Genomic DNA, 13,939 nt, shown 5'->3' with positions numbered 1-13,939 from the left:
TCTAAAGGACTTGCCATTGGCGAAATTGCGTGCCCATTATTGCTTGTGAGATCGATCTCACATTGGGAAAACGAGCTAGACGGCCCCCCGACGCCTAAGGCGGGCTAGAGGCCTGTAACATGCGAAATGCAAGGAAAACGTCATGCTGAACTTCGATAGGGACCGCTTCGTGAAGATCCAAAGCGGGGCCGTCGCCGTCGCAGGTGAGGTTCGCTCACTGATGCGCACACTGCTGGCAGATGGCGTCGAGCGGCTGTTTTTCATGGGCACCGGCGGCGTGCAGCTTCTAACCTTGCCCGCGATCGAGTTGGCGCAGCGCTGCTCCACCTTCCCGGTGAGCGGTGCCTATCCGGCGCAGGTCGTGATCGATCCGCCCGCCGGTCTCGACAGCAAGGCCGTGGTGATCATCCCGTCCTTGTCGGGCACGACCAAGGAAGGCGTCGCGCTCATGGCCTTCCTGAAAAAACGCGGCGTGCGCACGATCTCGCTCACCGGCCATTCGGATACGCCAATCGCACGGGAGGCTGACCACAATTTCACGAACTTCGCCGAAGACGACACCTCGTCGGAATCCTTCTACCTGCAGACGCTGCTGATCGTCCTGGCCCTGCTGGAAGAGCGCGGCGAATATGATGATTTTGATGGCACTGTCGCCGAACTCAAACTGCTGCCGGATCTGCTTGCCGACGCCAAGGCTGCCTTTGAGGACAGGGCGGCCGAACTGGCCCAGACAATCAAGGACGATACCTATCACATCTTCACCGGCGCCGGCTCGGTGTGGCCGGAGGCACACTATTACGGCATGTGCATCCTCGAAGAGATGCAGTGGATTCGCACCCGCCCGGTGCACGCCGCCGACTTCTTCCACGGTACGCTCGAGTTGGTCGAGCCGGGCGTCAGCGTTTTCGTGTTCAAGGGCGAAGATGCCCTTCGGCCCCTGGCCGACCGGGTCGAGAACTTCGCCAAGCGCTACACGGACCGCGTTCGCACGCTGGACGCGGCCTCGGTCAAGTTGCCGGGCACCTCCGCAAAGGTCCGCGGCATGATCTCGCCGGTTCTGCTCGCCACCTTGCTCGAGCGGCTGAGCGCCCATCTCGAGGTGCTGCGCAACCACCCGCTGACCACCCGTCGCTACTACAAACGCGTGGAATATTGATCCCCTCTTACCTCTGAAGGAGCTATCCATGAAACGTTCGCTGCAAGTCGTGGCGGTCACGGTGGCCGCGGTATCATCATTGGGGTTGTCGATAAGCGGCAGTTCCGCCGCTTCGCCGGCTGTCACGGCCGACCCAAACGCCAAGGTGGAATACACCGGCACGCTTTCGGTCCTGACCAAGTTCGGGCTGCAACAGCTGTCGCCCTATTTCGTCAGCCTGGCACAGGCCTATGAGAAGCTCCATCCGGATGTGAAGGTCGAACTTATCCAGGAGAGCGACGACAGCGTGAAGGGCAAGACCAAGACGCTGGTCGCTTCCAACTCGCTGCCCGATATCTATTTCTCCTGGACAGGCAGCTGGGGTGGCAATTTCGTGCGCGGCAATCGCGCCGTTGATCTCACGCCCGTCATTGGTCCCGATACCGAGTGGGGCAAGTCGCTGTCTCCGGCCGCCGTCAAGGCGTTCGAATACAACGGCAAGTTCTATGGCATTCCGCTTTACCAGGATGCCAAGTTCATGGGTTACAACAAGCAGATCTTCGCCAAGCTCGGCCTCAAGGCACCCGCCACTTTCGAGGAATTGCTGACCAGCTGCGACGCCATCCGCAAATCCGGCGTGACACCGATCTCCTTCGGCAACAAGGAGGCCTGGCCGGCAATCCACTTTGCAGGCCAGCTGCTCGCCTACAACGTGCCGCAGGCAGCGCTGGAACGCGACTTCGATCCGGCCACCGCCCAATACACCGACCCAGGCTATATCGCAGCACTCAAGCAGTTCAGCCAGCTTATCGAGCGCTGCACCGATGGCGCCGGCGTTAACGGCACATCCTATGCCTCGGCTCTCCAGGCCTTCACCAACGCCCAGTCGGCCATGTACTACCAGGAAATCATCGAGTTCGATCAGGCCGCCACGCCGGAGTCGGCGTTAAAGCCCGCCGATTTCGGATTCTTCCGGCTGCCGGTGCCCGCCGGCGCCAAGGGTGACGCCAAGTCGATCGAGGGCGCGCCGGAGGGCTACATGATCAATGCGGCATCGAAGAACATCCCGCTGGCGATCGATTTCATGAAGTTCGTGACCTCGAAGGAAAATGCGCAGGTCTTGTCTGCGCCACCCTATGGCCAGCCGAGCGCCACCATCGGCGGCGCCTCGGAATCGAACATGAGCGCGGCTGTGGTCGATGGCCTCAAGGATATCAACGCCGCCTCATACCTCATGCCCTGGCTGGATACGGCCAACCCACCGCGCGTCGCCGCCGTCTGGCTGTCCAGCCTGCAGGCGCTGGCGGGCGGCTCGATGACGCCCGAGCAAGTGATGGACGAGGTGCGCAAAGCCGCATCCGCGGCCAAATAAAGCAGGCGAGCATGGCAAGGGCCTCGGACACAGTGGACAGCGGCGCCGACATCGGCGTCGCCAGGCCGCAACGGCCAAAGAGCCGGCGGGCCTGCTTCGCCAACCTGTTGTCGTTGCGATGGGCGGCGATCGCGCTCATCCTCATCGGCTGGTTCGTCTATTATCCGATCGTCGACAATTTCATCGTCAGCACCACCGACCAGGACATCTACACCGGCGAGGTCACCAATGTCGGCCTCGCCAACTACGACCGGCTGCTGCATGACCCGGTCGTGCTGCTGGCGCTGTGGAACAACTGCCTCTACGCTCTCATCTCCGTCATCTTCCAGGTCTTCGGCGCGTTCCTGCTGGCGGCCATTATCGAGGACCTGAAAAGCGAAAGCTGGCGCCGGCTGTGGCGCGCCGTCTATTTCGTGCCGTCGGCAATCTCGATCACGGTGACCGGCCTGCTGTTTTATTTCATCTACCAGCCGCAGATCGGCTTGCTGGATGCCGCGCTCAGCCGTGTTGGACTGAGCCAGCTCGTCATGCCTTGGCTCGGCAATGAGCACACCGCCATCTATGCCATCATCGCCATGAGCCAATGGCAGGGTTTTGGCTATTCGACGCTGCTGTTCGCCATCGCCATCCAGAAGATCCCGCGCGACCTCTACGATGCCGCAACGATCGACGGCGCGGGTCCTCTTCGCCGCCTGTGGAGCATCACCTTTCCGCTGACCCGGGAAATGACGGGGTTGATGATCATCGTCACCATCACGGGCGCGTTCCAGGTGTTCAACGAGGTCATGGTGATGACCGCAGGCGGGCCCAACAACAGCAGCCAGGTGCTGGGCACGTGGCTCTACCAGAAGGCCTTCATCGAGGACAATTTCGGCTATGGCGCGGCGATCGCCGCCGTCATCTTCATGTTGACCATGCTCACAGGTGCGGCACAGCTCTGGTACACCAAGCGCCGCCGGGTGCAGCTATGAGTGCGATGGTCGCAGCCGGTCGCAGCCGGCACGTCAATGTGTGGTCGGTCATCGCCAGGACGTTGCTCTATTCATTCCTGGTCTGCCTTGGTGTCGTCGTCATCTATCCGCTGATCTGGATGGCGCTGAGCGGCTTCAAGGACAATGCGCAGATCTTCGGCGATCCCTTCGCCCTGCCCACCCATTGGTCGTGGAACAATTACGTGCAAGCGTGGAACCAGGGCGTGCGTGGCTACGTGACAGTCTCGGTGCTGGTGACCGTCGCTTCGGCCATATGCACCGTGCTGATCAGCGCCTGGACGGCTTTCGGCCTGACCCGCACCAAGATGCCGGCAAAGCCGCTGGTTATCGCCATCGTTCTGGGCGGCTTGATGCTGAGCCCCACGGTGGCGATCATTCCACTGGTGAAGATGTTGCAGGCGCTCGGTCTCTACAACACCTACTGGGCGCTGATCATTCTCTACACGGCGTTCCGTGTGCCGTTCACCACCTTCCTCATCCGCGCCTACATGCTGGATCTGCCTGAAGACATCGACGAGGCGGCGACGATGGATGGCGCCAGCGAGGGTCAGATCTTCTGGCGCATCACCTTGCCGCTGTGCCGGCCGATCATTATTTCCTGCGTCATCCTGCACGTCCTGTTCGCCTGGAACGAATATCTCTTCGCCATGATCTTCACGAGCGGCTCGGATGTGCAGACGCTGCCGGTCGGACTGACGTCGATCATGGCAACCCACGGGACCAACTATGCCGTGGTGTTCGCGGCCATGACGATCTCGGCGCTGCCTATCGTGATCGTGTTCTTTGGCGCGCAACGCTACTTCATCCGTGGCTTGGCCGAAGGCATCGGCAAATAACAATTCCCGAAAGGAGCCTTCATGCCGCAGCTCGCTGCTCATCAGCTGATCGGAGCCAATTTCAGCTTCCAGCACTTCCCCTTCGATGAGGTCGCCAGGACGATCCGAGGCTTTGGCCTGCGCGAGATCGAGCTGTGGGGGATTGCCCAGCATCTGGACCTGTTCCACGCCACGGACGCACGTGTCGAATCCGTTCGCCGGGTACTCGCCGACAACGAGCTGTCGGCCTGGTGCTTTACGCCTGAGCAGGTGTTGTATCCAATCAACATTGCCTCCGGCGACGCCGCACTGCGCCAGGACAGCATCGAGCGGTTTTGGCGTGCAGCCGACATCTGCGCGGCGCTTGGCGCCCGCTATCTCTTCCTGACGCCCGGCCGGGGCTACGAGAGCGAACCCCGGCAACCGGCATGGGACCGCGCGGTCGGTTCGATCGGCGAGATCGCCCGGCGCGCCGCCGCAAACGGGGTGCGCTGCCTGCTCGAGCCGTTGCAGCGGTTCGAGAGCAACCTCGTCAATAATGCGGCAGGCCTGCGCCAAATGCTGGATGAGGTGGGCGCCGGCAATATCGATATCGTGCTCGACACTGTCGCCATGGCCACGGCCGGCGACACCGTGGCCGGCTATGTCGACCTGTTCGGCTCGCGGCTGGCGCATGTTCATCTGGTCGACGGCACGCCAGGCGGGCATCTGGTGTGGGGGGAGGGCACGCTGCCGCTCGACCACTATGTCAGCGAACTCGCGCGCCTCGGCTATGCCGGTAAGTTCACCTTCGAGCCGTTCGGCAACGGCTCCTACGCGCTCGATCCGGTAAAAGCCTGGACACGCTGCCTTGGCGCCATCGCGCCGTATATCGATCGCGCAACGGTGCCGGCATGAGGTCGAAAAAGCTTATCGCGGTCGGGGACAATTGCCTTGATGCCTATTTGACCAACAACTTGATGACGGTGGGCGGCAATGCCTTGAATGTCGCGGCGCAATGGCGGCGCAACGGCTGGTCCGCGCGCTATTTCGGCGCCGTCGGGAACGATCCCGAAGGCGACGTGGTGCTTGCCGAACTGCAAGGTGCCGGCCTATCTCCGGACGACGTCGAACGGCGTCCCGGCGATACGGCCGTCACCTTGCTGCGCGATGAATCCGGCGACCGGAAGTTCCTGCACGAATCCTTCGGTGTGGGCGAAAACTACATGCCGGCGCCCGCGCATTATGCGGTCATCGCCGCGGCCGACTGGGTGCATCTCGGCACCAACGCCAACAAGCACCTTGTTCAACGATTGGTGGCGGACCATGTGCCGTTCAGCATCGATCTATCGACCGCCCATATGGCGCTGCCGCTCGACGGTGTCCCGCTTTTGTTTGCGTCCGGACCGGACGATGTCGATGTTCCCATCGAGCCATCGCTGGGCGCGCTCAGGGCGGCCGGCGCAAGGCAGGTAGTTTTGACCTGTGGTCGACGCGGCTCCTACTTCGACGATGGCACGAATGTCGTGCATGCGCCGGCGACGCTTGTCGATGTCGTGGATACGTGTGGCGCCGGCGACAGTTTCATTGCCACTTTCCTCGCCGGCTTCCATTTCGGCGGCCTCGGCGCCCTGGAGGCATTGCACAGGGCGTCGATCGCGGCGGCGCAGACCTGCACCCATCTTGGCGGGTTTCCCCAGAGACCGCGTCCGATACCCGATTGGCTGCCAGCCAAATATGCCAGCTTCATTGTCGATGCGCAGGGAGCCCAAGCGTGAGTACAGTTCGTTTGCGGCAGCCTGCGGTCGCGCTTGCATCTGACCGGTCGTTTTGGCTGCAGGACATTGCCGCCGCCCCTGCGACGGAGCCATTGCGAGGCGACGAGCGCGCCGACGTGGTGATCGTCGGTGGCGGCTATACCGGTCTGTGGACGGCGCTGCGGATCCTTGAACTTGCGCCGCAAACGCGGGTGGTGATCCTTGAAGCCGATCTGTGCGGATCGGGGGCCTCGGGGCGCAACGGCGGTCAGGTCCATTCATGGTTCGCCGAAATCGACCAGATCAGTGCGGTCGTCGGTCTCGAGGAAGCGCGCCTGCTGTGCGCCGACACGGTGGCATCGATCGCGGAGCTGAAGACGCTGCAGCAAAACGGCACCATAGACATGGACCTGAGGCTGGACGGATGGTTGTGGACAGCAAGCTCCATTGCGCAGGAAGGCGCCTGGGAGACCGCCGTGGCCTTGACGGCGGTTGTTGGAGAAAACCGTTTCAGCCCGCTGACAGCCGAGGACATTCAACGCCGCACCGGTTCATCGGCCTCCTATGTCGGCGTCGTCGAGACCACTGCCGGCACGGTCCATCCCGCCAAACTTGCCATCGGATTGCGCAAGCTGGCACTGGCACGCGGCGTCATCATCCATGAGCGCAGCCCGGTCCTCGCCATCGAACCCGGCATGACATGCACGGTGCGCACGGCGCATGGCGCGGTACGGGCTGACAAAATCGTGCTTGCCGCCAACGCCTGGCTTTCCGCGCTGCCGGAACTGCGGCGACATCTTTATGTCGTCGGCAGCGAGGTGATTGCCACTGCCGCCGTTCCCGAACTGCTCGACAGCATCGGTTGGCGCGACGGTGCCTCGATCTGCGATTCCCAGGCCCAGGTGCTCTACTACCAGCGCACCATCGGGGGCAGGGTGGTCTTCGGTCGTGGCAGCGGCAACGTCGCCTTCAGTGGAAATTTCGGCGCCAGCTTCAACCGCAGCCCGGAGCACGGCCGCGACAATATGCGAGAGCTGCATCGGGTCTACCCGTCGCTGCGCGGTGTGGCGATCGAATATGACTGGTCGGGGCCGATCGACTGCGTGCCTGAACACGTTCCTGTCTTCGACCACCTGCGCGATCATCCCAATATCTTCTACGGCATGGGATTTAACGGCACCGGCATCGCGCAGACGCCGATAGCCGGACGCATTCTGGCGAGCCTGGTGCTCGAGCGAAAGGATCGCTGGAGCGAAAGTGGTCTGGTCGGCATCGAGCGGCGCATGTCGCTGCCGCCCGAGCCTTTGCGTTATCTCGGCGCCAGGCTTGTCCGCGCCGCGGTCCGCCGCAAGAACGAGGCCGAGATCCGCAACCGAAAGGCGGGCAGGATCACCAATCTTCTGGCAGCCCTGAAGCCAGGCAGGCCCAAGAAGTAGCCGGGCATCTGGCTCATCGTCACGCTCTTCAAACCATGAGCCGGCACGTGCCGTCCCGATGACGGTGGACGCGGCATTGCGATCAGGGTGCTTGCTGGGTTGATCGACGTACATTCTTAAAGCGGAGTGCGTCGACCTTGTTCTAACGTATTCATGTGGGCCGTATCGCCGTCACACCTATGCTTGGCGCACTTGCGGCTTTCCATTCGAGGGCGGGCCAACGGATCCGCGTGCAATGATGGCGGTCGGCAAAATGAGCTTTTCCGCCGGGCGGGAATCTCCCTTCAATCGCCGGATGAGCAATTCCGCGACGCTCTTGCCAAGCGCGTAGACGGGCTGGTCGATAACGGTGATGGGCGGCGTGGTGACGCTCGTCCAGTCCGCATCATGGAAAGTGATGAGCGAAATGTCGTCGGGAACCCGCAGGCCGCGCTCGCGGGTCACCTTGAAGATCTCCAGCGCAATGACGCTGTCGGAGGCGAGGATCGCCGTTGGCCGATCCGGCGCCGACAGCATCTCGCCGGCAACCCTGCGCGTTTCGGTGGGGCTTGTCGCGCCAAGGCGAACAAAGCGTTCTGGCCGATCAAGTCCGGCCTCTCGGCACACGGTGAGGAAACCGTCGATGCGCTCACGGACCGACGAGGTGTAGATCTGCCCGAGATCGCGGTACTCGTGCCCTTCGGCGTCGACCGCGGTCACATAGGCGATGTTGCGGTGGCCGGCATCGGCTAGAAAGCGGGTCGCCAGCATGGCGATGCCGCGATCGTCGGTCGTGACCGTATCGACATCCAGATCTGCCAGCGCCCTATCCAGCAGGGCAAGCGGTCGGCCCGAGCGGTGGATATCGCGCAGGTGCGCGATGTCGCGCGATTCCGACGGCGTGACGATCAGCCCGTCGACGCGCTTGCCGATGAGCAGTTTCACGGCCGCCTTTTCCGCCTCGATCTTCTCGCCGGAATTGGCCAGGATGACGTTGAACCCGGCTGCCTTTGCCGCGTCGCTGATGCCGCGTACCGCGAGGCTGAAGAACGGGTTCTCGATGTCGCCGACAACCACGCCGATGATGCCGGAGCGGCCGGTCGTCATGCTGCGGGCGAGCTCGTTCGCACGATAGTCCAAGGCCTTGGCCGCGGCCATGACTTCCGCGCGGATCATGTCGCTGACGACGCCGTATCCGCCGAGCACGCGCGCGGCTGTCGCTTTCGAAACGTTGGCCGCGCGGGCGACGTCGCTGACCGTTATCGACGGGGTCTTGGGGGCGGTTCTTTTCATCGGATGACGACTACAAGAGTTGTTGACGGGAGGTCAACGTGGCGATAACGATTAACAAAGAGACCGGTCTCACGCAATATGAGACCGGTCTCTTTAAAAGGAGTGGAGCCGAGAGGCGTGACGGACCGTAATCTCGTCAACGGCATGTCGGGGCGCCAGATGGCGGCTCGACGGAATACCAAGAAGAACAGACCTTCAGAGTGGAGAAAGACATGAGCAGCAAAGAAATTCTCAAGTCGTTGATGTGCCCGGTCAGAACCGGCGCAATGGCTCTTATGGCGATGTGCGTCGGCGCCGCGCTGGTTTCAGGAGCGGCCGCCGCGGATGACAATCCCTATGGCCTCATTGATGCGAAGGTCATCAGCGTCGGAACCATGGGCGATGCCAAACCCTACGCTTTCACCCAGGCCGATGGGTCGTTCACCGGCTTCGACATCGAATTGTTCCGCAACGTGGCGAGCCGCCTTGGATTCAAGCCCGACCAGGTGATCTTCACCGGCCAGGAATTCTCGGCGCTTATGCCTTCGGTTGCAAACGAGCGCTTCGATGTCGCGGTCGCGGCAATCGGCACGACGGAAGCACGCAAGAAGACCGTCGACTTTTCCGACGGGTATATCGCAGGCTATCTCTCCGTGCTTACCGCCGACAAGTCGATCACGTCGGCGGACGGGCTCAAGGGCAAACGTCTCGGCGTCGTGCAAGGCACGCTCCAGGAAATCTACGCGGCGAAGAATTTTGTCGGAACCGATCTCGTCAAATTCCCCGACAACAACTCCGCCGTTTCAGCACTTAACAATGGAACAGTGGATGCCCATTTCCTCGATTACGAGGCCGCCAAGGACTATGGCGTTCGCTATGCGAACCTGAAGATCGCGGTCAATATTCCTTCCTTTGACGCGCCGGCCGGCTTCGTCCTGCGCAAGGGCAACGACAAGCTCCGCAATGCGCTGAACACCGCCCTTCACGAGGCCATGCAGGACGGCACCTGGAAAACGCTTTATGAAAAGTGGTTCCCCGGCTCGCCGATGCCCGACCAGTATCTTCCCAAGAAGTAGACCGTACCCGGCCGCTGGCTCTCATGCCGGCGGCCGGATTACGCCGCCGTCCTTGATGCGGACGATGTGAATAGCGCAACCGAAAGGGGGGCAAATGAACTGGCTCGAAAACCTGCGGCGCAGTTTCCTCGACTGGCAGGCCATGGCGGACGTGCTGCCCAGCATGATCACCATCGGATTGAAGAACACGTTGATCCTCGCCGCCGCGTCGACGGTGCTGGGTGTCATTCTCGGCATGATCCTGGCGGTCATGGGCATCTCGCAATCGCGCTGGCTGCGCATTCCGGCGCGGGTCTACACGGATATATTCCGTGGGCTGCCGGCGATCGTCACCATCCTGCTGATAGGCCAGGGCTTTGCCCGCATCGGCCGTGAAATCTTCGGCCCTTCGCCCTTTCCGCTCGGCATTCTTGCGCTGAGCCTGATCGCCGGCGCCTATATCGGCGAAATATTCCGCTCGGGCATCCAGAGCGTCGAGCGCGGGCAGATGGAGGCCTGCAGGGCGCTCAGCATGAGCTACGGCCAAGGCATGCGCCTGATCGTGATCCCGCAAGGCATCCGCCGCGTCTTGCCGGCCCTCGTCAACCAGTTCATCGGCAACGTCAAGGATTCAAGCCTTGTCTACTTCCTCGGTCTGCTCGCCTCGGAGCGCGAGATCTTCCGTGTCGGTCAGGACCAGGCAGTGGTCACCGGAAACCTCTCGCCATTGCTTCTGGCCGGCGTGTTCTATCTCGTCATCACCGTGCCGTTGACCCATGTGGTCAACTACATCGACAACTCGCTGCGGGTCGGAAAGCAAAAGGCCGGCCTCGTCATCAGCGGCCTGGCCGAAGTGAGCGAACTGGAGGGCGCCACCGGCAGTGCACCTTCGGAGGCCGGCTCTGATGCCCGCTCAGCGCTGCCCCGCTTCAAGGGCGGCAGTCTCGCCATCACCGATCTCGACATGGCCTATGGCGACCTCGATGTTCTCAAAGGCGTCAGCATGGCAGTCAAGCCTGGCACGGTCACATGCGTGATCGGCCCATCAGGTTCGGGCAAGTCGACCCTGCTGCGCTGCCTCAACCGCCTGGTCGAGCCCAAGGGCGGTGAGGTGTTGCTCGATGGTGCGAGCATCCTGGCGATGAAGCCTGAAAAACTGCGCCGGCGTGTCGGGATGGTTTTCCAGCAGTTCAATCTGTTTCCCGACCACACCGCGCTCGAAAACGTCATGCTGTCGCTGACCAAGGTAAAGGGGCTCCCTGTACAGGAAGCTGAGCGCATCGCCGAGGCGCGCCTTGCCGACGTCGGGCTTGCGACCCGCAAACACCACCGTCCAGGGAGCCTTTCCGGTGGCCAGCAGCAGCGTGTGGCAATCGCTCGTGCATTGGCGATGGACCCGGAGGTCATCTTGTTCGATGAGGTAACAAGCGCACTCGATCCCGAACTGGTGAAGGGCGTGCTCAACCTCATGGCGGATCTCGGCCGGCGCGGCATGACAATGGTCGTGGTGACACATGAAATGGGCTTCGCCCGCAAGGTCGCCGATCAGGTCGTCTTCATGGATGAAGGCCGCATCATCGAGGCCGGCACGCCTGCAGCGATTTTCGACACGCCGAAAAGCCCACGTCTGAAGCACTTCCTTGCCGAAGTGCTTTGATCACGCATGAGCCCTTCAAGACGGCCGCCCAAACCAACCTCCACCAGTGAAAGATATCTCATGGCTGCATCACATCAGGTTTCCAAGGTCGTTGTTGTCGGCGGCGGCATTTTTGGCGTCTCCTCGGCCGTTCATCTTGCAAGGCTCGGCATCGAGACCGTGCTGGTCAATGATGGACCGCTCGCCAAGGGAGCTTCCGGCCGCTCGCTCGCCTGGATCAATTCGGCGCGCAGGCGCTCGGCTGAATATCATCGCCTGCGCATGATCGGTATCGACCGCTACCGCAGTTTGTCGGCGCGATGCCCGGATGCCGCCTGGCTGCGTTTCGACGGTGGCCTGACGTGGGATGCGGACGATGCCTCAAACGAGATCGCCGATGTCTTCGCTCACGAAAAACGTCTCGGCTATGATGCGCAGCATCTGTCCGCGGACGCCATAAGGTTGGTCGCGCCGGGTGTCTGCGCAAGCGCTGTCACGCCTCAAGGCGCGATCTTCAACCCGGGCGAGGGCTGGGTCGACCTGCCGTCGCTGATCGAAATATTGATCGCGGAATTCGTGGAGCGGGGCGGCCAGGTGGTCACCGAGGCCGGAAGCGCTACCGTCACCGTCGCCAACGGCCGCGCCACCGGCGTCACCACCACCAGCGGGATCAGCTTCGCCGCCAACGCGGTGCTTCTGGCGACCGGTGCGGATGTGCCGCGAATGGTTGCCGTGGCCGGTCAGCGTATTGCCGATGGGACACCGATCGCGCTGCTGGTCAGCACCAAGCCAGTCGACTTGCCTCTACGCGCCGTGCTCAACACGCCGCGCGTCGCCATCCGGCCGACGCCTGATGGCGCCCTCGCGCTCGATTCTGCCTGGTCGGAAAAAGAGGTGGTAGTCAATCCGGACGGGACTTATCGCGTAAAAGCATCGACCATCCAGGGGCTTCTCGACGAAGCGTCGAATGTTCTCGACGGTCATCCGAAATTGGAATTGGAGAGCTACGGTGTCGGGCCCAAGCCGATCCCCGGAGACGGCGAGCCGGTCTTCGGCCAGTTGCGGGAGATCGAGGGGTATTACGTCGCCTTCAGCCACAGCGGCGCAACACTTGGCTTGATTGCCGGCGAACTGCTTGCAACCGAGATCGCCACCGGAACAGAGCACCCACTCCTTGCAAGCTTTCGACCGTCTCGATTTTCACTTTAGCCTGCCAATTCGCCTCGGAATGGGATGTAATGTGGCATGCTTGGAGTTTCGCTAGCCGAGACGGCGGCCGCCTGGCCGCTTACGCGCACCTGACAAGCGAATATGTTCCGGAACATTTTCTCCACGTTGAAGTTGGACAGCGCCAGGACCGTCTTTCGTCCAAGCTCAACCAGCGCTGAGAAATTCCATGACCAACCAACACCCCAAGACTAAACAGCCCACGGACAAGGATCTGCGAGACAACCCGGGAATCGGCACCTCGAAGGGCGCGGTCAAGGGCGGCGATATGCTCGACGAGAGCGATGCTCTCGATGGGGACAATACGTTCGAAGGCGATGTCGAGAACGACGTCACGCCTCAGGGCGGCATCAACCCTGACCAGACCGGACGCACGAACAAGTAGGAGGCACCTTGCCATGGCCGGCCGGAAGACCCACGAGCAGCAGCTGCGCATCATCGAAAAGCGCGAGAACTCCAGCAATGCCGGCGACGATTTCAATGCCGAGGATGAGCTGAAGACATCCAAGCAGGAGCGCGAGGCGCGGCAAGACGGCGCCAATCTACGCGACGAGGGCGTGGAATTGACCGACAAGGACGATCGCCAGATGATCCGCGGCGAAAACCAGGAGAGCGAGCACCACAAGCGCAGGCAGGACGACTAAGCCTGCCGTCTTTTTAAGGCTATCGAGGAGCCATCCCAGACTACCGGCACGCCAGGCACCGCATGGTCGAGGCGCACATCGCCCGCCGCGGTGTGCGCGACGAACGAGTCCTTTCGCCACTGAGGCGGAATCCCGCGCGAGAAATCGTCGACGAGGGGTGCGAGGAGTTCGCCTATGGGGACGGTCCGGGCGGCGTTGCGCTCTGGCTATAGGGACCTGCGAAGACGCGACCTGAACATCGGCCAGCTCTGCCGCGAGAGCTTTTGGCGATCAGACAGCCTCGGCCACTACATGCAATCCTCGGCCTCGCAGCAGTTCGATGCCTTCGTCTGTTCGATCGCACCTCGCCTGTTCAGCCGCTGACTGCCGAACAGCGCCTCATCGGGTGGTACTGACACGTTTGCCTTCGGCACCTGACTAGGCGGCCTTGCCTTCGGGCACGGAACATCTCACCGACTTTCTGGTTAGGCAGGCCGGATGTAGGGAGCTTTGCGCATGGCCACTAATTTGGAAGACGGCAAGACCGCTCAATCTTCCGACGAGTTGCATGGCGGCAATCGCGGCGGCAACAAAGACCAGCGTAAGACTGACAAGACCGCGAACAAGAGCAGCCAGGCGGCGGGATCCGCATCGCGGTAAG

The 13,939-nt window shown here is 62.1% G+C and carries 15 protein-coding genes; 14 read left to right on the top strand and 1 reads right to left on the bottom strand.

The features are described 5' to 3' along the window. Positions 1 to 142: 142 nt before the first annotated feature. From ACYG9R_RS05705 to ACYG9R_RS05675, 7 genes are read left to right on the top strand one after another with little or no spacing between them, the layout of a single operon-like run. The gene (locus tag ACYG9R_RS05705) at positions 143 to 1,156 is read left to right on the top strand and encodes an SIS domain-containing protein (RefSeq protein WP_023740515.1); all 1,014 of its coding nucleotides are present in this window, start codon (positions 143 to 145) and stop codon (positions 1,154 to 1,156) included. Positions 1,157 to 1,184: 28 nt separating this feature from the next. Continuing rightward, on the top strand, positions 1,185 to 2,507 hold the full coding sequence (locus ACYG9R_RS05700) for an ABC transporter substrate-binding protein (protein ID WP_023823608.1): 1,323 nt from the start codon (positions 1,185 to 1,187) through the stop codon (positions 2,505 to 2,507). An 11-nt stretch (positions 2,508 to 2,518) separates the two neighbouring features. Next, positions 2,519 to 3,478, top strand: coding sequence for a carbohydrate ABC transporter permease (locus tag ACYG9R_RS05695; RefSeq protein ID WP_023682778.1), 960 nt, complete (start codon positions 2,519 to 2,521; stop codon positions 3,476 to 3,478). Next, positions 3,475 to 4,335, top strand: coding sequence for a carbohydrate ABC transporter permease (locus tag ACYG9R_RS05690; RefSeq protein ID WP_023686871.1), 861 nt, complete (start codon positions 3,475 to 3,477; stop codon positions 4,333 to 4,335). The genes ACYG9R_RS05695 and ACYG9R_RS05690 overlap by 4 nt, the downstream gene beginning before the upstream one ends. A gap of 21 nt (positions 4,336 to 4,356) precedes the next feature. Beyond that, a complete protein-coding gene (locus tag ACYG9R_RS05685; protein WP_023686872.1) occupies positions 4,357 to 5,211 on the top strand; it encodes a sugar phosphate isomerase/epimerase family protein in 855 nt (284 codons plus the stop codon). After that, complete coding sequence (locus ACYG9R_RS05680) at positions 5,208 to 6,071, top strand: PfkB family carbohydrate kinase (RefSeq protein WP_023695150.1); 864 nt, start codon at positions 5,208 to 5,210, stop codon at positions 6,069 to 6,071. The genes ACYG9R_RS05685 and ACYG9R_RS05680 overlap by 4 nt, the downstream gene beginning before the upstream one ends. After that, the gene (locus ACYG9R_RS05675; protein ID WP_023823607.1) at positions 6,068 to 7,486 is read left to right on the top strand and encodes an NAD(P)/FAD-dependent oxidoreductase; all 1,419 of its coding nucleotides are present in this window, start codon (positions 6,068 to 6,070) and stop codon (positions 7,484 to 7,486) included. The genes ACYG9R_RS05680 and ACYG9R_RS05675 overlap by 4 nt, the downstream gene beginning before the upstream one ends. 177 nt (positions 7,487 to 7,663) lie before the next feature. On the opposite strand, the gene ACYG9R_RS05670 is transcribed toward ACYG9R_RS05675, so the two are convergent. Next, positions 7,664 to 8,758: a LacI family DNA-binding transcriptional regulator gene (locus ACYG9R_RS05670; RefSeq protein ID WP_023707239.1), complete on the bottom strand. Its 1,095-nt coding sequence runs from the start codon at positions 8,756 to 8,758 to the stop codon at positions 7,664 to 7,666. A 212-nt stretch (positions 8,759 to 8,970) separates the two neighbouring features. Between ACYG9R_RS05670 and ACYG9R_RS05665 the strand changes: the two genes are divergently transcribed. The 7 genes from ACYG9R_RS05665 to ACYG9R_RS05635 all read left to right on the top strand — a co-directional run bounded on the left by ACYG9R_RS05665 (position 8,971) and on the right by ACYG9R_RS05635 (position 13,938). After that, positions 8,971 to 9,813 carry an ABC transporter substrate-binding protein gene (locus ACYG9R_RS05665; protein ID WP_023823606.1) on the top strand — a complete coding sequence of 281 codons (843 nt, stop codon included), beginning with the start codon at positions 8,971 to 8,973 and terminating at the stop codon, positions 9,811 to 9,813. Between the two features lie 94 nt (positions 9,814 to 9,907). Further along, positions 9,908 to 11,449 carry an amino acid ABC transporter permease/ATP-binding protein gene (locus ACYG9R_RS05660; protein WP_023820869.1) on the top strand — a complete coding sequence of 514 codons (1,542 nt, stop codon included), beginning with the start codon at positions 9,908 to 9,910 and terminating at the stop codon, positions 11,447 to 11,449. Positions 11,450 to 11,509: 60 nt separating this feature from the next. Further along, entirely contained in the window at positions 11,510 to 12,637 is a 1,128-nt protein-coding gene (locus tag ACYG9R_RS05655; protein WP_023707236.1) for an NAD(P)/FAD-dependent oxidoreductase, read from the top strand. Positions 12,638 to 12,824: 187 nt separating this feature from the next. Then, a complete protein-coding gene (locus ACYG9R_RS05650; protein ID WP_023686879.1) occupies positions 12,825 to 13,040 on the top strand; it encodes a hypothetical protein in 216 nt (71 codons plus the stop codon). Positions 13,041 to 13,053: 13 nt separating this feature from the next. Then, entirely contained in the window at positions 13,054 to 13,299 is a 246-nt protein-coding gene (locus tag ACYG9R_RS05645) for a hypothetical protein (RefSeq protein WP_023707235.1), read from the top strand. A 174-nt stretch (positions 13,300 to 13,473) separates the two neighbouring features. Next, positions 13,474 to 13,662, top strand: coding sequence for a hypothetical protein (locus tag ACYG9R_RS05640; protein ID WP_023707234.1), 189 nt, complete (start codon positions 13,474 to 13,476; stop codon positions 13,660 to 13,662). Between the two features lie 132 nt (positions 13,663 to 13,794). Then, positions 13,795 to 13,938, top strand: coding sequence for a hypothetical protein (locus tag ACYG9R_RS05635; protein WP_023686882.1), 144 nt, complete (start codon positions 13,795 to 13,797; stop codon positions 13,936 to 13,938). The last annotated feature ends 1 nt before the right edge of the window (position 13,939 follow it).

The organism is Mesorhizobium sp. RSR565B, assembly GCF_054719465.1.
This window is presented reverse-complemented; position numbering and strand designations above follow the sequence as displayed.

Coding starts and splice junctions, on each gene's coding strand:
- ACYG9R_RS05705 (WP_023740515.1), top strand. CDS start 143: ATGCTGAACTTCGATAGGGACCGCTTCGTGAAGATCCAAAGCGGGGCC.
- ACYG9R_RS05700 (WP_023823608.1), top strand. CDS start 1,185: ATGAAACGTTCGCTGCAAGTCGTGGCGGTCACGGTGGCCGCGGTATCA.
- ACYG9R_RS05695 (WP_023682778.1), top strand. CDS start 2,519: ATGGCAAGGGCCTCGGACACAGTGGACAGCGGCGCCGACATCGGCGTC.
- ACYG9R_RS05690 (WP_023686871.1), top strand. CDS start 3,475: ATGAGTGCGATGGTCGCAGCCGGTCGCAGCCGGCACGTCAATGTGTGG.
- ACYG9R_RS05685 (WP_023686872.1), top strand. CDS start 4,357: ATGCCGCAGCTCGCTGCTCATCAGCTGATCGGAGCCAATTTCAGCTTC.
- ACYG9R_RS05680 (WP_023695150.1), top strand. CDS start 5,208: ATGAGGTCGAAAAAGCTTATCGCGGTCGGGGACAATTGCCTTGATGCC.
- ACYG9R_RS05670 (WP_023707239.1), bottom strand. CDS start 8,758: ATGAAAAGAACCGCCCCCAAGACCCCGTCGATAACGGTCAGCGACGTC.
- ACYG9R_RS05665 (WP_023823606.1), top strand. CDS start 8,971: ATGAGCAGCAAAGAAATTCTCAAGTCGTTGATGTGCCCGGTCAGAACC.
- ACYG9R_RS05660 (WP_023820869.1), top strand. CDS start 9,908: ATGAACTGGCTCGAAAACCTGCGGCGCAGTTTCCTCGACTGGCAGGCC.
- ACYG9R_RS05655 (WP_023707236.1), top strand. CDS start 11,510: ATGGCTGCATCACATCAGGTTTCCAAGGTCGTTGTTGTCGGCGGCGGC.
- ACYG9R_RS05650 (WP_023686879.1), top strand. CDS start 12,825: ATGACCAACCAACACCCCAAGACTAAACAGCCCACGGACAAGGATCTG.
- ACYG9R_RS05645 (WP_023707235.1), top strand. CDS start 13,054: ATGGCCGGCCGGAAGACCCACGAGCAGCAGCTGCGCATCATCGAAAAG.
- ACYG9R_RS05640 (WP_023707234.1), top strand. CDS start 13,474: ATGGGGACGGTCCGGGCGGCGTTGCGCTCTGGCTATAGGGACCTGCGA.
- ACYG9R_RS05635 (WP_023686882.1), top strand. CDS start 13,795: ATGGCCACTAATTTGGAAGACGGCAAGACCGCTCAATCTTCCGACGAG.